Annotated in this window: 22 protein-coding genes; 10 read left to right on the top strand and 12 right to left on the bottom strand. The window is 53.8% G+C overall.

From position 1 onward, the window contains the following. The first annotated feature begins 625 nt into the window (after positions 1–625). The 4 genes from mnmL to mtgA all read left to right on the top strand — a co-directional run bounded on the left by mnmL (position 626) and on the right by mtgA (position 5,699). Positions 626–1,555, top strand: coding sequence for a tRNA modification radical SAM protein MnmL/YtqA (mnmL, locus tag OGX75_RS13650; RefSeq protein ID WP_219936523.1), 930 nt, complete (start codon positions 626–628; stop codon positions 1,553–1,555). 198 nt (positions 1,556–1,753) lie between these two features. Beyond that, positions 1,754–4,090 carry an aerobic respiration two-component sensor histidine kinase ArcB gene (gene arcB, locus OGX75_RS13645; RefSeq protein ID WP_012135343.1) on the top strand — a complete coding sequence of 779 codons (2,337 nt, stop codon included), beginning with the start codon at positions 1,754–1,756 and terminating at the stop codon, positions 4,088–4,090. 230 nt (positions 4,091–4,320) lie between these two features. Further along, the gene (elbB, locus tag OGX75_RS13640; protein WP_012135342.1) at positions 4,321–4,974 is read left to right on the top strand and encodes an isoprenoid biosynthesis glyoxalase ElbB; all 654 of its coding nucleotides are present in this window, start codon (positions 4,321–4,323) and stop codon (positions 4,972–4,974) included. Beyond that, positions 4,971–5,699, top strand: a complete 729-nt coding sequence (gene mtgA, locus OGX75_RS13635; RefSeq protein WP_071257737.1) for a monofunctional biosynthetic peptidoglycan transglycosylase — start codon at positions 4,971–4,973, stop codon at positions 5,697–5,699. Before elbB ends, mtgA begins: the two co-directional genes overlap by 4 nt. Here mtgA and yrbL read toward each other — a convergent pair. The 12 genes from yrbL to OGX75_RS13575 form a co-directional block, all read right to left on the bottom strand. Then, positions 5,674–6,345, bottom strand: coding sequence for a PhoP regulatory network protein YrbL (yrbL, locus tag OGX75_RS13630; RefSeq protein ID WP_286451097.1), 672 nt, complete (start codon positions 6,343–6,345; stop codon positions 5,674–5,676). The two genes, mtgA and yrbL, sit on opposite strands and share 26 nt — an antisense overlap. Before the next feature lie 209 nt (positions 6,346–6,554). After that, the gene (npr, locus tag OGX75_RS13625) at positions 6,555–6,827 is read right to left on the bottom strand and encodes a PTS phosphocarrier protein NPr (protein WP_012135339.1); all 273 of its coding nucleotides are present in this window, start codon (positions 6,825–6,827) and stop codon (positions 6,555–6,557) included. Then, positions 6,824–7,678, bottom strand: coding sequence for an RNase adapter RapZ (gene rapZ / locus OGX75_RS13620; protein WP_012135338.1), 855 nt, complete (start codon positions 7,676–7,678; stop codon positions 6,824–6,826). Before rapZ ends, npr begins: the two co-directional genes overlap by 4 nt. A gap of 36 nt (positions 7,679–7,714) precedes the next feature. Then, a complete protein-coding gene (ptsN, locus tag OGX75_RS13615) occupies positions 7,715–8,206 on the bottom strand; it encodes a PTS IIA-like nitrogen regulatory protein PtsN (RefSeq protein ID WP_012135337.1) in 492 nt (163 codons plus the stop codon). A gap of 125 nt (positions 8,207–8,331) precedes the next feature. After that, on the bottom strand, positions 8,332–8,619 hold the full coding sequence (hpf, locus tag OGX75_RS13610) for a ribosome hibernation promoting factor (RefSeq protein WP_012135336.1): 288 nt from the start codon (positions 8,617–8,619) through the stop codon (positions 8,332–8,334). A gap of 22 nt (positions 8,620–8,641) precedes the next feature. Then, entirely contained in the window at positions 8,642–10,075 is a 1,434-nt protein-coding gene (gene rpoN, locus OGX75_RS13605) for an RNA polymerase factor sigma-54 (protein ID WP_012135335.1), read from the bottom strand. Between the two features lie 47 nt (positions 10,076–10,122). Next, on the bottom strand, positions 10,123–10,848 hold the full coding sequence (gene lptB, locus OGX75_RS13600; protein WP_012135334.1) for an LPS export ABC transporter ATP-binding protein: 726 nt from the start codon (positions 10,846–10,848) through the stop codon (positions 10,123–10,125). Positions 10,849–10,854: 6 nt separating this feature from the next. Next, the gene (gene lptA / locus OGX75_RS13595; protein WP_047460976.1) at positions 10,855–11,409 is read right to left on the bottom strand and encodes a lipopolysaccharide ABC transporter substrate-binding protein LptA; all 555 of its coding nucleotides are present in this window, start codon (positions 11,407–11,409) and stop codon (positions 10,855–10,857) included. Beyond that, the gene (gene lptC / locus OGX75_RS13590; RefSeq protein WP_012135332.1) at positions 11,378–11,953 is read right to left on the bottom strand and encodes an LPS export ABC transporter periplasmic protein LptC; all 576 of its coding nucleotides are present in this window, start codon (positions 11,951–11,953) and stop codon (positions 11,378–11,380) included. The genes lptA and lptC overlap by 32 nt, the downstream gene beginning before the upstream one ends. After that, positions 11,950–12,516, bottom strand: a complete 567-nt coding sequence (gene kdsC, locus OGX75_RS13585; RefSeq protein ID WP_012135331.1) for a 3-deoxy-manno-octulosonate-8-phosphatase KdsC — start codon at positions 12,514–12,516, stop codon at positions 11,950–11,952. Before kdsC ends, lptC begins: the two co-directional genes overlap by 4 nt. Positions 12,517–12,535: 19 nt before the next feature. Then, the gene (gene kdsD / locus OGX75_RS13580; protein ID WP_012135330.1) at positions 12,536–13,522 is read right to left on the bottom strand and encodes an arabinose-5-phosphate isomerase KdsD; all 987 of its coding nucleotides are present in this window, start codon (positions 13,520–13,522) and stop codon (positions 12,536–12,538) included. Between the two features lie 14 nt (positions 13,523–13,536). Further along, positions 13,537–14,514, bottom strand: coding sequence for a calcium/sodium antiporter (locus tag OGX75_RS13575; RefSeq protein ID WP_012135329.1), 978 nt, complete (start codon positions 14,512–14,514; stop codon positions 13,537–13,539). A gap of 212 nt (positions 14,515–14,726) precedes the next feature. On the opposite strand from OGX75_RS13575, the gene mlaF reads away from it, so the two are divergent. From mlaF to ibaG, 6 genes are all read left to right on the top strand, one after another. Next, the gene (gene mlaF, locus OGX75_RS13570; RefSeq protein WP_012135328.1) at positions 14,727–15,539 is read left to right on the top strand and encodes a phospholipid ABC transporter ATP-binding protein MlaF; all 813 of its coding nucleotides are present in this window, start codon (positions 14,727–14,729) and stop codon (positions 15,537–15,539) included. A gap of 7 nt (positions 15,540–15,546) precedes the next feature. Then, positions 15,547–16,329, top strand: coding sequence for a lipid asymmetry maintenance ABC transporter permease subunit MlaE (gene mlaE, locus OGX75_RS13565; protein WP_047460983.1), 783 nt, complete (start codon positions 15,547–15,549; stop codon positions 16,327–16,329). A 4-nt stretch (positions 16,330–16,333) separates the two neighbouring features. Continuing rightward, positions 16,334–16,885, top strand: coding sequence for an outer membrane lipid asymmetry maintenance protein MlaD (gene mlaD, locus OGX75_RS13560; protein WP_012135326.1), 552 nt, complete (start codon positions 16,334–16,336; stop codon positions 16,883–16,885). Between the two features lie 18 nt (positions 16,886–16,903). Beyond that, on the top strand, positions 16,904–17,539 hold the full coding sequence (gene mlaC, locus OGX75_RS13555; RefSeq protein ID WP_012135325.1) for a phospholipid-binding protein MlaC: 636 nt from the start codon (positions 16,904–16,906) through the stop codon (positions 17,537–17,539). After that, positions 17,539–17,832: a lipid asymmetry maintenance protein MlaB gene (mlaB, locus tag OGX75_RS13550; RefSeq protein ID WP_049010395.1), complete on the top strand. Its 294-nt coding sequence runs from the start codon at positions 17,539–17,541 to the stop codon at positions 17,830–17,832. The genes mlaC and mlaB overlap by 1 nt, the downstream gene beginning before the upstream one ends. 169 nt (positions 17,833–18,001) lie before the next feature. After that, on the top strand, positions 18,002–18,256 hold the full coding sequence (gene ibaG, locus OGX75_RS13545) for a BolA family iron metabolism protein IbaG (protein ID WP_024130986.1): 255 nt from the start codon (positions 18,002–18,004) through the stop codon (positions 18,254–18,256). The last annotated feature ends 12 nt before the right edge of the window (positions 18,257–18,268 follow it).

The raw sequence follows: 18,268 nt of genomic DNA, 5'->3' as shown, positions 1-18,268 counted from the left end.
GCGCACGGGCACAGAAAGAGCGTGGCGACGGGGGTTGCGTATCATACGCTTACCTCGCATTCGCCCTCTTTTATCCTTTTCGCATCGGTAAATACGTTTAAGAGGGAATCTCAATTACTGCATAAATATGATGAGCAGGCTGCTCATCCAGAAAGCTTCCAGCGGATTTCCAACTTATCGGGAATCCACACACAGGTCAAATGGCAATCTTATTTATGCAAAAATGTGCTATGGGTCGATTAACTTTATGAATGTATTGAAAATAATGACTTTTTTACATTGATTTGATGCGGCATAAGCGCGGGGGAGAGTGTGATCTGTCTCACTATCATAACGGCCTGTTAACCCTTATCTCACCTTGATTATCCGTAATGCTTAGCATTTTATGCTGGTTTAAGCGGCGCAGGCATTTCATGATACTGTTTTTTAGCCAGTGTCATCAGAAGATAAAAAAAGTGTGCAGTTATAAGGAAAAGTAATTAGCTATGGAGTGAATGAAATTGCGGTAATTTTGCTTGATTATGCAATAAATAAAAGCCTGCCGGAGCGATTGATCCAGGTCATCGCCGACAAAGGCTAAAAATGGCAGGCTTTGGCCTCTTTTCAAGGCGCGGTCTATCAGATTATGCAGTTACAGAAATTAGTCAATATGTTTGGTGGGGATCTTTCTCGTCGTTATGGGCAAAAAGTTCATAAACTGACGTTGCACGGTGGATTTAGCTGTCCAAACCGCGATGGCACCATCGGACGTGGCGGGTGTACTTTCTGTAATGTCGCCTCTTTCGCCGATGAGGCGCAGCAGTATCGCTCTATTGCCGAACAACTGGCGCATCAGGCGCATCTGGTCAATCGCGCCAAACGTTATCTGGCCTATTTCCAGGCGTACACCAGTACCTTTGCCGAAGTGCAGGTGCTGCGTTCTATGTATCAGCAGGCGATAAGCCAGGCCAGCATTGTCGGGCTGTGTGTCGGGACGCGCCCCGACTGTGTACCGGATGCGGTGCTCGATCTGCTCTGCGAATATAAAGACCAGGGCTATGAAGTGTGGCTGGAACTGGGATTGCAAACCGCGCATGACAAAACGCTGCGCCGTATTAATCGCGGCCATGATTTTGCCTGTTATCAGCGAACCACCCAACTGGCGCGCGAACGCGGGCTGAAAGTGTGCTCGCATCTGATTGTGGGTTTACCCGGCGAAGGGCAGACGGAATGCCTGCAAACGCTGGAGCGCGTGGTGGAAACGGGCGTGGATGGCATTAAGCTGCACCCGCTGCATATTGTAAAAGGCAGCATTATGGCGAAAGCCTGGGAGGCGGGACGCCTGAACGGCATTGCGCTGGAGGCGTATACGCTGACGGCGGGGGAGATGATCCGCCATACGCCACCGGAGGTTATTTATCATCGCATTTCCGCCAGCGCCCGTCGTCCGACGTTGCTCGCCCCGCTATGGTGTGAGAATCGCTGGACGGGCATGGTGGAACTGGACCGCTATCTTAACGAACATGGTGCGCAAGGCTCCGCGCTTGGCACTCCGTGGATTCAGCCGGGGAGCTAACCATCCGTAGGCGTGTAGGCCTGATAAGCGAAGCGCCATCAGGCAGCCTGGCGCACATTGCCGGATGGCGGCTATGCCTTATCCGGCCTACCGCCTACCCGGTCATTTCACCGATAACCTCCGCATTTATTGCACAATTTTCAACGTACTGCTCAGAATTGAGTATTATTGTGCGAAGTTGTCGTGAAGGAATCCCCTATGAAGCAAATTCGTATGCTGGCGCAATACTATGTCGACCTGATGATGAAGCTGGGTCTGGTGCGCTTTTCGATGCTGTTGGCATTAGCGCTGGTGGTGCTGGCGATAGTGGTGCAGATGGCGGTCACCATGGTGTTGCATGGTCAGGTCGAAAGTATTGATGTCATCCGCTCCATCTTTTTTGGCCTGTTAATCACGCCCTGGGCTGTCTATTTCTTGTCGGTGGTGGTGGAGCAACTGGAGGAGTCCAGGCAGCGCCTGTCACGGCTGGTACAAAAGTTGGAAGAGATGCGCGAGCGCGATCTCAAACTCACGGTACAACTGAAAGACAATATTGCTCAGCTTAATCAGGAAATTGCCGATCGCGAAAAAGCGGAGGCTGAGCGCCAGTCGACCTTCGAACAGCTAAAAGTGGAAATCAAGGAGCGTGAAGAGACGCAGATTCAGCTTGAACAGCAATCCTCTTTCTTACGCTCTTTCCTCGATGCGTCGCCGGATTTGGTTTTTTATCGCAATGAAGATAAAGAGTTTTCCGGCTGTAACCGCGCGATGGAACTGCTGACCGGCAAGAGTGAAAAACAGCTCGTCCATTTAAAACCGGCTGACGTCTATTCCCCCGAAGCGGCGGAAAAAGTGATTGAGACCGACGAAAAAGTCTTCCGCCATAACGTCTCGTTGACCTATGAACAGTGGCTCGATTACCCGGACGGGCGCAAAGCGTGCTTTGAAATTCGCAAGGTGCCCTATTACGACCGCGTTGGTAAACGTCATGGCCTGATGGGCTTTGGGCGCGATATTACGGAACGTAAGCGTTATCAGGATGCGCTTGAACGCGCCAGCCGCGACAAGACCACGTTTATCTCTACGATCAGCCACGAGCTGCGTACGCCGCTGAACGGCATTGTCGGCTTAAGCCGCATTCTGCTGGATACCGACCTTACCAGCGAGCAGGAAAAATACCTGAAAACCATCCATGTCTCTGCGGTCACGTTGGGGAATATTTTCAACGATATCATTGATATGGATAAGATGGAGCGGCGTAAAGTCCAACTGGATAACCAGCCGGTAGATTTCACCAGTTTCATGGCGGATCTGGAGAATCTTTCCGGCCTGCAAGCGCAGCAAAAAGGGCTACGCTTTGTGCTCGATCCGACGTTGCCGCTGCCGCATAAGGTAATCACCGACGGCACACGTTTGCGCCAAATTCTGTGGAACCTGATCAGCAACGCCGTGAAGTTTACCCAGCAAGGGCAGGTGACGGTGCGCGTACGCTATGACGAAGGCGATGTGCTGCATTTTGACGTGGAAGATTCCGGCATCGGTATTCCGCAGGATGAGCAGGATAAAATCTTCGCCATGTATTATCAGGTGAAAGACAGTCATGGCGGTAAACCCGCGACGGGGACCGGGATTGGCCTGGCGGTATCGCGCCGTCTGGCAAAAAATATGGGCGGCGACATCACCGTTTCCAGCCAGCCGGGTAAAGGTTCCGTCTTTACGTTAACCGTACATGCGCCCGCCGTGGCGGAAGAGGTCGAGGACACGCTGGAAGAGAATGACATGCCGCTGCCTGCGCTGCATGTGCTGCTGGTCGAGGACATTGAGCTGAACGTCATTGTGGCGCGTTCAGTGTTGGAAAAACTGGGCAACAGCGTTGACGTGGCGATGACCGGGAAAGCCGCGCTGGAAATGTTCACCCCGGGTGAATACGATCTGCTGCTGCTGGATATTCAACTGCCGGATATGACGGGTCTGGATATCTCCAGAGAACTTACCCGCCGCTATGCGCGGGAAGAATTACCGCCGCTGGTCGCACTCACTGCTAACGTCCTGAAAGACAAGAAAGAGTATCTGGACGCGGGAATGGACGATGTGTTGAGCAAGCCGCTGTCGGTTCCGGCGTTAACCGCCATGATTAAAAAATACTGGGATACCCGTAACGAAGAGGAGAGCACTGTGACATCTGAAGAGAGCAGTAAATCGCAAGCGTTGTTAGATATCCCGATGTTAGAGCAGTATATCGAACTGGTCGGCCCGAAATTAATTACGGATGGACTGGCGGTGTTCGAAAAAATGATGCCGGGTTACTTAAGCATTCTGGAGTCCAACCTGACGGCGCGAGATACCAAAGGCGTTGTTGAAGAAGGGCACAAAATTAAAGGCGCGGCGGGCTCTGTTGGGTTGCGTCATCTACAGCAGTTAGGCCAGCAAATTCAGTCGCCGGATCTTCCTGCCTGGGAAGATAATGTGGGTGAATGGGTTGAAGAGATGAAGCAGGAGTGGCAGCACGACGTCGCGGTGCTGAAAGCCTGGGTGGCAAACGCGGAAAAAAAATGACCCCGGATTGACCGGGGTGCGCGAATACTGCGCCAACACCAGGGAAATCGTGGCTGCGCCGTAAGTTATGATTGTTTTTTACACAGGCGCAGCTCTGCTTTTCAGGCCGCACGCAGTTAAGATAGCAAATCTTAAATGTTTTGTTACATGAATCAGTTAAATGTGTGAAGCGCAGCATTTTAATCAGAATTATTAATACGCTTCAGTAAGTTGCGAAAAGGATCATCACGATGAAAAAAATTGGCGTAGTGCTCAGTGGATGTGGCGTATACGACGGCGCCGAGATTCATGAAGCCGTTCTGACCCTTCTGGCGATTGCCCGCAGCGGCGCGCAGGCCATCTGCTTTGCGCCGGATAAACAGCAGGCTGATGTGATTAATCACCTGACGGGCGAAGCGATGGCGGAGACGCGAAATGTCCTGATCGAAGCCGCGCGCATTACGCGAGGGGAAATTCGTCCACTTGCTCAGGCGGTCTCCAGCGATCTGGACGCGCTGATTGTTCCGGGTGGATTTGGCGCGGCGAAAAACCTGAGTAATTTTGCCAGCCAGGGCAGCGAGTGCCGGGTAGATAGCGACCTGGCCGCGCTGGCAATCGCCATGCACCAGTCGGGTAAGCCGTTAGGGTTTATGTGCATTGCCCCGGCAATGCTGCCCCGGATTTTTGGTTTCCCGCTTCGTCTGACGATTGGCACCGATATCGATACGGCGGAAGTGCTGGAAGATATGGGGGCCGAGCATGTGCCATGTCCGGTTGACGATATTGTGGTGGATGAAGATAACAAAATTGTCACCACGCCTGCTTACATGCTGGCGCAGGATATTGCACAGGCGGCGACCGGCATTGAAAAACTGGTGTCTCGCGTACTGGTTCTGGCTGAATGAGTAAAGGGCGTTTCACTCCGCTGGCGTCCCTGCGCCGTTTGCTCCTGCGCATCCTTGTGGTGCTGGCGGTTTTTTGGGGCGGCGGCATCGCGCTGTTCAGCGTCGTTCCGGTGCCTTTTTCCGCAGTGATGGTGGAACGGCAGATTAGCGCGTGGCTGCAAGGCGATTTCGGCTATGTTGCGCATTCCGACTGGGCTGGCATGGATGAGATCTCGCCGTGGATGGGGCTGGCGGTGATTGCGGCGGAAGATCAGAAATTCCCGGAGCACTGGGGCTTTGATGTTTCGGCCATTGAGAAGGCGCTGGCGCACAATGAGCGCAATGAAAACCGAATTCGTGGGGCGTCCACGCTTTCTCAGCAAACGGCGAAGAATCTCTTTTTATGGGATGGCCGCAGTTGGGTGCGTAAAGGGCTGGAGGCCGGGCTCACCGTCGGGCTGGAAACCGTCTGGAGTAAAAAACGCATCCTGACCGTCTACCTGAATATTGCGGAGTTTGGCGACGGCGTGTTTGGCGTGGAAGCGGCATCGCAGCGCTATTTTAATAAACCAGCCAGCCGGTTAAGTATGTCAGAAGCCGCGCTATTAGCGGCGGTGCTGCCAAACCCTTTACGCTTTAAAGCGAACGCGCCTTCAGGCTACGTGCGTAGCCGTCAGGCGTGGATTTTGCGTCAAATGCGCCAGTTGGGCGGCGAATCGTTTATGACGCGTAACCATCTGTATTAAGATTGCGCTGACGCGCGGCCTCAAGAGAGGGGAGCGGCAGCGCGCTTTTGTCTTCTTCCTGGCGGTTCATCTTCAGCGCCGCCACCAGACCCGGTTGGGCAATCAACCGTTCCCACTGTCTTTCCTGTTTGCGATGGCAAAACCAGGCTGACCAGCTTGCCAGCGGGATCAGCGTGCTCTCGCCGATGTTGTCGCAGATCACCGGGATCGCTTCGGATTCGCTAATGCGGTGACACAGAATATTTTGCGGCTTCAGGGTCATGGTGACGATGCGGTTATTGTAGATATAACGCTTGAGCGTTTTCAGCAACTGGCGCAGGACGGCGGCATCTTCGTCATTGCGGCACTGCGCTACAAATTCAGTCAGCGTGACGGACGGTTTGCCATCGAAATCGGTTATCACATCGTAGACGTAGCCCGTACCACAATCGGTCTCTACCGTACCGTGATAGCGCGGGATGCCGCTCCAGTCTTGCAGGTAACGTGACAGATGCGCGTAATATTTCAGCTCGCGGCGGATCTCTTTCTTGCCGCTGCGGTCGGCATTGTAAATGATCTTAATGCAGCGTTGGGCATCGCCCGGATGCGCATAACATTTACGATGGCGTCCGGTGCCCAGGGGATTTTGTTCAGATAAAAGTATCATGAGATCTCCTGGTAATGTTGCTAATAGAACCAGTATGAACGCTCAACTTAAATAGAACGTAAACAACCCCTCTTAAGGTTTTCTTAAGGTTTAATCAGGACGGAAAAGCGCACGGAATGTACAATATCGACGCAGGCAGAAAGGCGAGGGAATAAAAAAACGCCGGGTGGCGTTTTCTGGGGGAAAGGAGGAGACGAAAGCGAAATGGCCTAATCTTCGTCGAATCCTGAATTGAACAGCGCGATCACCGCCGCCAGCGCTTCGACCTCCTGCGGGCCGGTAGCTTCAATTTCTATCTGGCGACCTTTAGCAGAGTCCAGCATCAGCAGGGCAATGACGCTATTGGCTTCGGCTTCGGTGCCTTCATCATTGCGTAACAGCACTTCGGCCTCAAAACCCTGCATTAATTCAAACAGTTTCATGGCAGGCCGGGCATGCATACCCAGCTTGTTCGTGACTTCTACAGTCTGCTTCACGGTCATGTTTTGCGTTTTTCCAGCGTTCTATGGCGTGACTGCACGTTCTTACCGCGTGAGCGGAAGTAGTCTGCCAGCTGTTCTGCAATATACACCGAACGGTGTTTCCCGCCGGTACAGCCGATGGCTACGGTGAGATAGCTACGGTTGTTTGTCTCCAGCATGGGTAACCATAACTCAAGATAGCTGCGAGTCTGGTAGATAAAATTGTGTACTTCTGTGTGCCTGTCGAGGAATGCCGCAACTGGTTTATCGAGGCCGGTCATTGGACGCAGTTTCGGGTCCCAGTGCGGGTTAGGCAGGAAGCGCACGTCAAAAACATAATCGGCATCAATTGGAATACCGTGCTTGAAGCCGAAGGACTCGAACACCATTGTCAGCTCGCGTTCGCGCTTGCCCAGCAGACGGGTACGCAGCATTTCCGCCAGTTCATGCACGGACATTTCAGAGGTATCGACAATCAGATCGGCGCGGGAACGCAGCGGTTCCAGCAGATCGCTTTCCTGGTCGATGGCGCTCTCCAGGGAGAGATTTTTGCTGGAAAGCGGATGCAGACGGCGCGTATCGCTGTAACGGCGAATCAGCGTGTTGCGATCGGCATCAAGGAACAGAAGCTGTGGTGAAAACGCATCGGGCAGGTTGTTCATCGCCTGCTCGAAAATTTCAGGGGACTCAGGCATGTTACGCACGTCAATGCTGACGGCCGCAGAAATCTGGCGATCGGCCAGCGTACGAGCCAGATCGGGCAACAGCACCACGGGGAGATTGTCCACGCAGTAAAAACCCATATCTTCCAGCGCACGCAGGGCGACAGATTTCCCTGACCCTGAACGACCGCTGACGATCATCAGTACCATGTACCGTTTCTCCTCACAACAGATGCCATTGGGTGGTTATGCCTCATCTTTTCCACCTTCGGTGTCAGTGATGATTTGATACAGCTCTTCGTCACTCTGCGCGGCGCGCAGACGGCGGCAGATGGTTTTATCCGCCAGACGTTTAGCGACCAGCGACAGTGTATGCAGATGCGTTTTGGTTTGATCTGCGGGCACCAGCAGGGCGAAAAGCAGATCGACCGGTTGATTATCAATGGCATCGAAAGCGATAGGCGTTTCGAGTTGGACGAACACGCCGACGGCGCGCAGCGTATCTTCTTCCAGCTTGCCGTGCGGGATGGCGATACCATTGCCAATGCCGGTACTGCCCATTTTCTCACGCGTCAGGATTGCTTCAAATACCACCTGCGGAGGCAGGCTGAGCTGTTTTGCCGCCAGTTCACTGATAATCTCCAGCGCACGTTTTTTGCTCTGGCAGTGAACGCCGCTGCGCGTACATTCCTGGTTAAGTACGCTGCTCAGTTGTAGAGTCGTATCGTTATTTGTCATAATTTCACCTAAGAACCTGTTCCATCAGAATGATTCCTGATGAGGCAGATTCGGAGCGCTAACTGTACAAATGGCCTGTTGTGCGTCACAACAGGCCGTCCTGCACTCGCTAACTGCCCGGACAATTAGTGTTGTTTCAGTTTATCTTTGTGTTTCGTTAGCTGCCTTGCCAGTTTATCGATCAAACCGTCAATGGCGGCATACATATCCTGACCTTCCGCGCTGGCGTGAATTTCGCCACCGTTTACATGCAGTGTCGCATCCGAGATGTGTGTTACCTTCTCCACTTTCAAAACAACGTAGACCTGATTAATCCTGTCAAAATACTGCTCAAGTTTGGCGAATTTGGTTGAGACAAAGTCGCGCAGGGCTTCAGTAATTTCGACGTTATTTCCAGTGATGTTGAGCTGCATAGTGTCTTCCTTATCGGTTGGTTCAAACCAGCTGTTTGCGCTGATTGGACGGCGGAATGGATAAAGACTCTCGGTACTTCGCAACGGTGCGGCGCGCCACCATGATACCCTGATCCGACAACATAGAGGTTAACTTGCTGTCGCTCAGCGGCTTCGCGGGGTTCTCCGCAGCAATTAATTTCTTCACCAGCGCACGTATCGCTGTGGAAGAGGCTTCGCCTCCGCCTTCGGTATTCACATGGCTGGAAAAGAAATACTTCAGTTCAAAAATGCCGCGTGGACTGTGCAGATACTTCTGCGTGGTCACACGGGAAATCGTCGATTCGTGCATCTCGACGGCCTGGGCGATGTCCGCCAGCACCATCGGTTTCATAAACTCTTCGCCTTGCTCGAAGAAGGCCTGCTGCTGCTCAACAATACAGCGGCTCACGCGTAACAGGGTGTCGTTGCGGCTTTCCAGACTTTTGATCAGCCACTTCGCATCCTGAAGGTTGCTGCGAATGAACTGGCTGTCGGCATCATTACGCGCGCCGTTGCACAGGGCGGCATAATGTTGATTGATCTGTAGACGGGGAATGCTGTCGCCGTTCAGCTCCACCATCCAGTAACCGTTATGCTTACGCACCAGCACATCCGGGATCACATATTCAGGTTCGCCGGTCTGGATAGACTGACCCGGTCTGGGATCGAGCGACTGGATAAGATTGACTGCCTCTTTCAGCACCTCTTCTTTCAGCCGCGTAACGCGCATCAGGGTACGGAAGTCATGATTGGCCAGCAGATCGAGGTGATCGCTGATGATCAACCGGGCGTCTTCCAGCCAGGGCGTGGATTTATCGAACTGTGAGAGCTGGATCAGCAGGCAGTCACGGAGATCTTTCGCCGCCACGCCGATGGGATCGAAGCGCTGAACGCGTTTGAGTACCGCTTCTATTTCATCGAGGCCGATCTCTTCATCGCCGATGCTTTCGAGAATGTCATCCAGCGAAATGGTGAGATAGCCGGTATCATCAACGGCATCGACAATTGAGGTGGCAATCGCGCGATCGGTATCCGAGAACGGAGTCAGCCCGACTTGCCACATCAGGTAGTCCTGGAGGGACTGCGTGGTTTCGCCCTGGTACACCGGCAGCTCGTCGTCGATGTAGTCGCCGCTGGTGCCGGACGGCGTACCTGCGGTGTAAATCTCATCCCAGCTGGCGTCAAGCGGCAGCTCTTCGGGCATCTCTTTCTGTTCGAGCGCGTCTGCGGTATCCAGGGCTTCGTTGTCCTGGGTTTCGCGCGTGTCGATTTCATCGTGAAGATCGGTTTGCTCAAGCAGCGGATTACTCTCCAGCGCTTGCTGAAGTTCCTGCTGAAGTTCCAGCGTAGACAACTGCAACAGACGGATGGCCTGTTGTAGCTGGGGCGTCATCGCCAGTTGTTGGCTGAGCCTGAGTTGCAAACCTTGCTTCATGTTCAGAGTCGTTTTCTCCCGCTGTGACGTCGCAGTCTTCTACCCTATCAGAGTCTGAAGTCTTCCCCAAGGTATACGCGCTTAACGTGCTCGTCTTGCAGGATTTCTGTCGGTGTGCCGTGTGCGATCAAATGCCCCTGGCTGACAATATACGCGCGTTCACACACCGCCAGCGTCTCACGAACGTTGTGGTCGGTAATCAGAACGCCGAGACCGCTGTCGCGCAGGTGCTCGATAATGCGTTTGATGTCGATGACGGAAATCGGGTCAACGCCTGCAAACGGTTCATCCAGCAGGATAAATTTCGGATTTGCGGCCAGCGCGCGGGCAATCTCCACACGGCGGCGTTCACCGCCGGACAACGCTTGTCCGAGGCTGTCGCGCAGATGCTCAATGTGGAACTCTTCCATCAGTTCATTGGCGCGGTCTTCACGCTGTTCGGTCGTGAGATCGTCGCGAATTTGCAGCACCGCCATCAGGTTATCAAACACGCTCAGACGGCGGAAAATGGAGGCTTCCTGCGGTAAATAGCCAATACCGCGACGCGCGCGGGCATGCAGCGGCAGCAGGCTGATGTCTTCATCGTCAATAATAATGTTGCCAGCGTCGCGCGGCACAATGCCCACCACCATGTAGAAGGTAGTGGTTTTGCCTGCGCCGTTCGGCCCGAGCAGACCGACGATCTCCCCGGAATTCACGGTCAGGCTGACATCTTCCACCACGCGACGGCCTTTATAGGCTTTCGCAAGATTCTTTGCAGTTAATGTTGCCATAACGAATTAGTTACCCTTCTTCTGTGCCGGGGTCTGGTCTTTGTTTTTGTCCTGCAACTGCGACGGCACCAGAACCGTCGTTACACGTTTGCCTTTTTCGCTGAACGCCTGCATTTTCTGCTCTTTCACCAGGTAAGTGATCTTATCGCCGGTGATGTTGCTGTCGAGCTGCTCCAGGTAGGCGTTACCGGTCAGGACGACGAAATCTTTCGCCAGCTCATAATGCATTTTTTGGGCATGGCCTTTTACCGGCTTGCCGTTGTCCTGCATCTGATAAAACGTCGCCGGGTTGCCGAAGCCGTCGATCACCTCTTTGCCTTGCTCGCCGCCCGGACGGGTGACGACCACTTTGTCGGCATTGATTTTGATGGTGCCCTGAGTCACGACGACATTTCCGGTAAACGTCACCACGTTACCCTGCATATCCAGTGACTGCTGGTCCGATTCAATATGAATCGGTTGTTCGGTATCGCCGGTGACCGCGAACGCCGGAAGACTGGCGGCCAGAAGTGTGCTGGCAAGCACAAGATTAAGGCTGAGTTTGTTTGTTTTGAATTTCATAGGAGGTTCTAACCTTTTCAATCAGCTCGGCGTTCTTGCTGCGTAAGTTGCCGCGCATTTTCAGTCCGCTGGAGTTAAATGTTGTTCCGTATAACGTGACCAGATCTTCAGAGGTGACATCCTGCGTCACCAGGTTGATCGTCGCGTTATCCGTCGTGATTCTGCGTAGTTGAGCGTCAGGCGCCAGCGCATTGACTTCAACGTGACCATACAGATAGAGCATCCGGTCTTCGGTCAATTTCGCCTTATCCGCTTTAATCGACCATGTCGGGACTTTATCTTTATCAAAGGTGGTTAATACCGGTTGGGTAAACCACGAAAGCGCCTGTTCTGAATAATATTCAACGTGCTGCGCAATAAGACGATAGTTCAACGCGCCTTCCGGGCTATAGACGACCGTATCGGTATGCTCGCTCTTATAAGTCGGATCGCTGGTGTTCACCACAACCTGAGCAGGATCGTCTTTATCCGCCAGATTAATTCCGATCAACACCAGTACGGCCAACGACAGTAGAATGATAACCCAACGTCTGGTTTTACTCATATCGATTGCCCTTTGGCCTCATCAAGCTTACCCTGCGCCAGCAAGAGTAGATCGCACACTTCCCGCACCGCGCCGCGTCCACCGGCGATATGCGTCACATAGTCGGCGCGGGGGATCAGGAGCGGATGCGCATCAGCGACCGCAACGCTCAGACCCACTTTTTCCATCACCGGCCAGTCGATCAGATCGTCACCGACGTAAGCCACATTTTCAGGCGCAACGCCCAGCTTATCGAGCAGGTCGCCAAACGCGATAAGTTTGTCCGACTGCCCCTGATAGAGATGCGTGATCCCCAGGGTGGCACAGCGATCTTCTACAAGTTTAGCCTTTCGTCCGGTAATAATAGCGACCTCAATCCCGGAAGTGAGCGCACAGCGAATGCCGTAGCCATCACGGACGTTAAAGGCCTTCAGCTCTTCACCGTTGTTGCCCATATAAATCAGACCATCAGACAGCACGCCATCCACATCGAGGATGAGCAGACGGATGTTTTCCGCCTGGGCGATAACCTGTGTACTGACGGGGCCATAACAGGTCGCAAGCGACGCACCTGCTTTACTCATTTCTTTTATCCTTGAGTTTCTACACTACGCCTGCACGCAGTAAATCATGCATATGTAACACACCCAGTAACTGGTCGCCATCAGCAACCAAAACGGAGGTGATATGACGGGACTGCATTAAGTTCAGGGCGTTAACGGCGAGAATACCGGGGCGAACGCGAATTCCCCCTGGCGTCATGACGTCGGCAATCCCTAACTGGCGAACATCCACACCCATATCGAAAACACGACGCAAGTCGCCATCGGTAAAGATGCCGTCAATCTTCATTGTGTCATCACAAATGACGGTCATGCCGAGATTTTTACGCGTAATTTCCAGCAGGGCATCACGCAGGCTGGCGTTTTTATTCACATGCGGGATTTCATCACCGGTGTGCATGATATCGTTAACGCGCAGCAGAAGTTTACGGCCAAGTGCGCCGCCCGGATGCGACAACGCAAAATCTTCGGCGGTAAAGCCGCGGGCTTTTAATAACGCGACCGCGAGCGCATCGCCCATGACCAGCGTAGCCGTGGTGCTGCTGGTCGGCGCCAGACCCAACGGGCAGGCTTCTTTCGGCACTTTAACACACAGATGCACATCCGCCGCACGCGCCATGCTGCTTTCTGGCCGCCCGGTAATACAAATCAGCGGCACCTGCAAGCGTTTGAGAACCGGGATTAATGCGGCAATCTCATTGGATTCGCCAGAGTTGGAAATCGCGATCACCACATCCTGCGAGGTGACCATGCCGAGATCGCCATGCGCGGCCTCGCCCGGGTGAACAAAAAAGGCGGAAGTGCCGGTGCTGGCAAAGGTGGCGGCCATTTTCCGCCCGATATGACCTGATTTTCCCATCCCCATGACAACGACTTTGCCTGTGCACGAGAAGATTTTTTCACAGGCGAGCGTGAAGTTCTGGTCGATGTATTGATCAAGCTCCGCCAGGCCTTCACGTTCAATCTCCAGGACGTCTTTGCCTGCTTTCTGAAAGTCAAAACCCGGTTGTAACGCTAAGTGCGACATAGTCCGTTTTCCCGTTATCCAATAAGAAGCGGCGATAGCCAGTACAGCATCGCCAGCCATACGATAAAACCGCCGGTCAGCAGCACGCCTGCGCCCCGACCAATCTGGCGCGGACGCCGCCAGCACAGCAATGCCAAAACAATGCTCACTAACAGCATCACGCTATAGTCACGCCCAAACGCCAGCGGGTTGACGTCGCCTGGCGTAATCAATGCAGGCAGCCCCAGAACGATGGCGATATTAGAAATATTGGCGCCGATAATGTTGCCAATGGCGATATCATTTTCACCTTTGCGGATGCCCGCGATCGCCGTCGCCAGCTCCGGCAGGCTGGTGCCAATCGCAATCACCGTCAGGCCGATAGTCAGTTCGCTCATGGCGAAGTAGTTCGCCAGTACGGTGGCGTTATCAACCACCATCCGCGTCGCCATCGGCATAATAATCAGCGCGATACCCAGCCACAAAAACGCGACGGGTAAGCCGCCTTCGCGCGGCAGCTCCGCCACCTGCTCCCGGGTGAGGCTGTCATTTCCCTGTCGCTCCGCCAGGCGCGCGATCTTAACAATGAACAGCAGCCATAGCACGGCCAGCAGCAGAAGAAAGATTCCGTCGCTACGGCTCAGCTCGCCATCGTGCAGGACGGAACCCGCCAGCACACTGACAAATAACATTAGCGGCAATTCGCGGCGCAAAACATCAGAATGCACGGTAAAAGGGTGAAACAGCGCCGCCAGGCCCAGAATCAGCAAGATATTGATGATGTTGGAGCCGAGCGCGGTGCCTACGGCTAAGTCCAGTTGCCCGTGAAGCGACGCGGCAACCGAGACAATTATCTCCGGTAATGATGTTCCGATACTGACGACCGTCATCCCGATAATGAGCGGAGGAATCCCCACTGCCCGGCACAAAATCGATGCGGCAAACACCAGACGATCGGCGCTGTAGACCACCAGAAGTAAACCAATAATTAACAGCGCCGTAGCTAAAAGCATCTAAAGTCCTTTCTTCAGGTATACTCGCCGGTCCACTGGAGGGATCTTCTGGAAGCCGTAACGAAGTCTTAATTTTGACTTTATGCGGCTAAAAAGTAAAACAAATGCCAGCTTTAGCTAACCAGGGCAGGTAATATTCTGTAAATATGTTGGGTTCATGGCTAAATTCAGCGCCATGCTTAGATCAACAAGGCGATACAAAGGATGAATCAATGGGTCAGTCTGTGGCGAATTTAGTCGATATGCGCGACGTCAGCTTTTCGCGTGGCGACCGCTGCATTTTCGATAATATTTCCCTGACCGTGCCACGCGGGAAGATCACGGCGATCATGGGGCCATCGGGGATCGGTAAAACCACGCTGTTACGACTGATTGGCGGACAAATCCCGCCGGATAGCGGGGAAATACTGTTTGATGGCGAAAACGTACCTGCTATGTCTCGCTCGCGGTTGTACACGGTACGAAAACGGATGAGCATGCTGTTTCAGTCGGGGGCGCTGTTCACCGACATGAACGTGTTTGATAACGTAGCCTACCCACTGCGGGAGCACACGAATTTACCCGCGCCGCTGTTGAAAAGCACGGTGATGATGAAACTGGAAGCCGTTGGTCTGCGCGGCGCGGCAAAGCTCATGCCTTCTGAACTGTCCGGGGGGATGGCGCGGCGTGCGGCATTAGCCCGTGCTATTGCGCTGGAACCCGACCTCATTATGTTCGATGAGCCGTTTGTAGGTCAGGATCCGATTACGATGGGCGTACTGGTGAAGCTGATTTCAGAACTGAACAGCACGCTGGGCGTAACCTGCGTTGTCGTGTCCCACGATGTGCCGGAGGTGCTGAGCATCGCCGATCACGCCTGGATTATGGCGGACAAAAAAATCGTGGCGCACGGTAGCGCAAAGGAACTGCAAGAAAATGCCGACCCGCGCGTCCGCCAGTTCCTGGACGGTATTGCCGACGGGCCGGTTCCGTTCCGCTATCCGGCGGGCGATTATCACTCCGATTTACTCGAAACAGGGAGTTAAGCCACTCATGCTGTTAAATGCGCTGGCATCGCTCGGACACCGGGGGATCAAAACCCTCAGAACGTTCGGGCGTGCCGGGTTAATGTTATTCAATGCGGTGATTGGTAAGCCGGAATTTCGCAAGCATGCGCCGCTGCTGGTGCGTCAGCTCTATAATGTGGGCGTCCTGTCGATGCTCATTATTATCGTCTCTGGCGTTTTTATCGGCATGGTGCTCGGGTTGCAGGGCTATCTGGTTCTGACGACCTACAGCGCGGAAACCAGCCTGGGTATGCTGGTGGCGCTTTCATTGCTGCGTGAACTGGGGCCGGTTGTCGCGGCGTTGCTGTTTGCCGGGCGCGCAGGGTCTGCGCTGACCGCAGAAATTGGTCTTATGCGAGCGACTGAGCAGCTCTCCAGTATGGAAATGATGGCCGTCGATCCGCTGCGCCGGGTGATCTCTCCGCGCCTGTGGGCGGGGGTGATTTCGCTGCCGCTGCTGACGATTATCTTCGTGGCTGTTGGCATCTGGGGTGGATCGCTGGTTGGCGTTAGCTGGAAGGGGATCGATGCCGGTTTCTTCTGGTCGGCGATGCAGGATGCCGTCGACTGGCGTCTGGATCTCGTGAACTGTTTGATTAAGAGCGTGGTGTTCGCCATCACGGTAACGTGGATTGCGCTGTTCAATGGGTATGACGCGATTCCGACCTCTGCCGGGATTAGCCGCGCAACCACGCGCACCGTTGTGCACTCGTCTTTGGCCGTTCTGGGTCTGGATTTTGTGTTGACCGCACTGATGTTTGGGAATTGAGTTCATGCAAACGAAAAAAAGTGAAATTTGGGTAGGGATCTTCTTGCTGGTTGCGTTGCTGGCGGCGCTGTTTGTTTGCCTGAAAGCGGCCAATGTCACTTCAATGCGCACGGAGCCGACCTACACGATTTATGCGACCTTCGACAATATTGGCGGCCTGAAAGCGCGCTCTCCGGTGCGCATTGGCGGGGTGGTTGTCGGCCGGGTTGCGGATATCTCGCTGGATCCGAAAACCTACCTGCCGCGCGTCACGCTGGATATTGAAGAGCGCTATAACCACATTCCTGACACCAGTTCGCTGAGTATCCGCACCTCTGGCCTGCTGGGGGAGCAATATCTGGCGTTAAACGTCGGGTTTGAAGATCCTGAACTGGGAACGTCTATCCTCAAAGATGGCGACACTATTCAGGACACCAAGTCCGCGATGGTGCTTGAAGACATGATTGGTCAGTTCCTTTACAACAGCAAAGGGGACGACAATAAGAATTCTGGCGATGCGCCAGCGCCAACTGAAGGCAATAATGAAGCGACACCGCCTGCGGGCGCAACAAATTAATCACAGGAGAATCGATGTATGTTTAAGCGATTAATGATGGTAGCGCTGCTGGTCATTGCACCGTTGAGCGCGGCAACCGCGGCGGACCAGACTAACCCGTATAAATTGATGAATGAGGCGGCGCAGAAAACCTTCGATCGTCTGAAAAACGAACAGCCGAAAATCCGTGCCAACCCGGATTACCTGCGCGACGTCGTTGACCAGGAACTGCTGCCGTATGTGCAGGTGAAATACGCGGGCGCGCTGGTACTGGGTCGTTACTACCGGGAGGCGACGCCGGCGCAGCGTGACGCCTATTTCGCGGCGTTCCGTGAATACCTGAAACAGGCTTATGGTCAGGCGCTGGCGATGTACCACGGCCAGACTTACCAGATTGCGCCGGAACAACCGCTGGGCAATGCGACCATCGTGCCGATCCGCGTGACGATCATCGATCCGAATGGCCGTCCTCCGGTTCGACTGGATTTCCAATGGCGTAAAAACACCCAGACCGGTAACTGGCAGGCTTATGACATGATCGCGGAAGGCGTCAGTATGATCACCACAAAACAGAATGAGTGGAGCGATCTGCTGCGTACTAAAGGCATCGACGGCCTGACCGCGCAGTTGCAGTCAATTTCTCGTCAGAAAATTTCGCTGGAAGAGAAAAAATAATGACGCAGTCACTTAGCTGGACGCGCGAAGGTGACACGCTGGCATTAGCGGGAGAGCTGGACCAGGACGTGCTGAACCCTCTGTGGGATGCGCGCGTTGATGCGATGAAAGGCGTAACCTGCATCGATCTGAGCCAGGTCTCCCGGGTGGATACCGGTGGTCTGGCGTTACTGGTGCATCTTGTCGATCAGGCGAAGCGACAGGGCAACAGCGTTTCGCTGCAAGGGGTAAACGAGAAGGTTTACACGCTGGCGAAGCTCTATAATTTGCCTGCTGACGTGCTTCCACGTTAATTTTTGTAGGCCGGATAAGGCCTTGTGCCGCCATCCGGCAAAACCCCTAAGTGGGATTTGCCACCAAAGCCTTGCCTGATTTATCAGCTGGGCTTTTTGCTTATTTATGACAGCGCCACTTTGCTCTAAGATGTTGGGCTGTTTTCCCTATTTGACGAATGAAGAGCCCATGGAAAATCATGAAATTCAGAGCGTGCTGATGAGCGCACTCTCCCTCCAGGAAGTCCACGTCTCTGGCGATGGCAGTCACTTTCAGGTTATCGCCGTGGGTGAGATGTTTGACGGCATGAGCCGGGTCAAGAAGCAGCAGTCTGTTTACGGCCCGTTGATGGAGTTTATTGCGGATAACCGTATCCATGCCGTATCGATCAAAGCGTATACCCCAGCGGAATGGGAACGCGATCGCAAACTTAACGGTTTTTGAGCGACGGGCGAC

The sequence above is a fragment of the Citrobacter sp. CK199 genome (genome assembly GCF_030333285.1).
Taxonomy (GTDB): domain Bacteria; phylum Pseudomonadota; class Gammaproteobacteria; order Enterobacterales; family Enterobacteriaceae; genus Citrobacter_B; species Citrobacter_B koseri.
Note: the sequence above shows the minus strand (reverse complement) of the source record. Positions and strands in the feature narration are given on the sequence as shown.

Bases quoted from the DNA above. Each gene is read 5' to 3' on its own strand.
- mnmL (WP_219936523.1), top strand. From the start codon at position 626: ATGCAGTTACAGAAATTAGTCAATATGTTTGGTGGGGATCTTTCTCGT.
- arcB (WP_012135343.1), top strand. From the start codon at position 1,754: ATGAAGCAAATTCGTATGCTGGCGCAATACTATGTCGACCTGATGATG.
- elbB (WP_012135342.1), top strand. From the start codon at position 4,321: ATGAAAAAAATTGGCGTAGTGCTCAGTGGATGTGGCGTATACGACGGC.
- mtgA (WP_071257737.1), top strand. From the start codon at position 4,971: ATGAGTAAAGGGCGTTTCACTCCGCTGGCGTCCCTGCGCCGTTTGCTC.
- yrbL (WP_286451097.1), bottom strand. From the start codon at position 6,345: ATGATACTTTTATCTGAACAAAATCCCCTGGGCACCGGACGCCATCGT.
- npr (WP_012135339.1), bottom strand. From the start codon at position 6,827: ATGACCGTGAAGCAGACTGTAGAAGTCACGAACAAGCTGGGTATGCAT.
- rapZ (WP_012135338.1), bottom strand. From the start codon at position 7,678: ATGGTACTGATGATCGTCAGCGGTCGTTCAGGGTCAGGGAAATCTGTC.
- ptsN (WP_012135337.1), bottom strand. From the start codon at position 8,206: ATGACAAATAACGATACGACTCTACAACTGAGCAGCGTACTTAACCAG.
- hpf (WP_012135336.1), bottom strand. From the start codon at position 8,619: ATGCAGCTCAACATCACTGGAAATAACGTCGAAATTACTGAAGCCCTG.
- rpoN (WP_012135335.1), bottom strand. From the start codon at position 10,075: ATGAAGCAAGGTTTGCAACTCAGGCTCAGCCAACAACTGGCGATGACG.
- lptB (WP_012135334.1), bottom strand. From the start codon at position 10,848: ATGGCAACATTAACTGCAAAGAATCTTGCGAAAGCCTATAAAGGCCGT.
- lptA (WP_047460976.1), bottom strand. From the start codon at position 11,409: ATGAAATTCAAAACAAACAAACTCAGCCTTAATCTTGTGCTTGCCAGC.
- lptC (WP_012135332.1), bottom strand. From the start codon at position 11,953: ATGAGTAAAACCAGACGTTGGGTTATCATTCTACTGTCGTTGGCCGTA.
- kdsC (WP_012135331.1), bottom strand. From the start codon at position 12,516: ATGAGTAAAGCAGGTGCGTCGCTTGCGACCTGTTATGGCCCCGTCAGT.
- kdsD (WP_012135330.1), bottom strand. From the start codon at position 13,522: ATGTCGCACTTAGCGTTACAACCGGGTTTTGACTTTCAGAAAGCAGGC.
- OGX75_RS13575 (WP_012135329.1), bottom strand. From the start codon at position 14,514: ATGCTTTTAGCTACGGCGCTGTTAATTATTGGTTTACTTCTGGTGGTC.
- mlaF (WP_012135328.1), top strand. From the start codon at position 14,727: ATGGGTCAGTCTGTGGCGAATTTAGTCGATATGCGCGACGTCAGCTTT.
- mlaE (WP_047460983.1), top strand. From the start codon at position 15,547: ATGCTGTTAAATGCGCTGGCATCGCTCGGACACCGGGGGATCAAAACC.
- mlaD (WP_012135326.1), top strand. From the start codon at position 16,334: ATGCAAACGAAAAAAAGTGAAATTTGGGTAGGGATCTTCTTGCTGGTT.
- mlaC (WP_012135325.1), top strand. From the start codon at position 16,904: ATGTTTAAGCGATTAATGATGGTAGCGCTGCTGGTCATTGCACCGTTG.
- mlaB (WP_049010395.1), top strand. From the start codon at position 17,539: ATGACGCAGTCACTTAGCTGGACGCGCGAAGGTGACACGCTGGCATTA.
- ibaG (WP_024130986.1), top strand. From the start codon at position 18,002: ATGGAAAATCATGAAATTCAGAGCGTGCTGATGAGCGCACTCTCCCTC.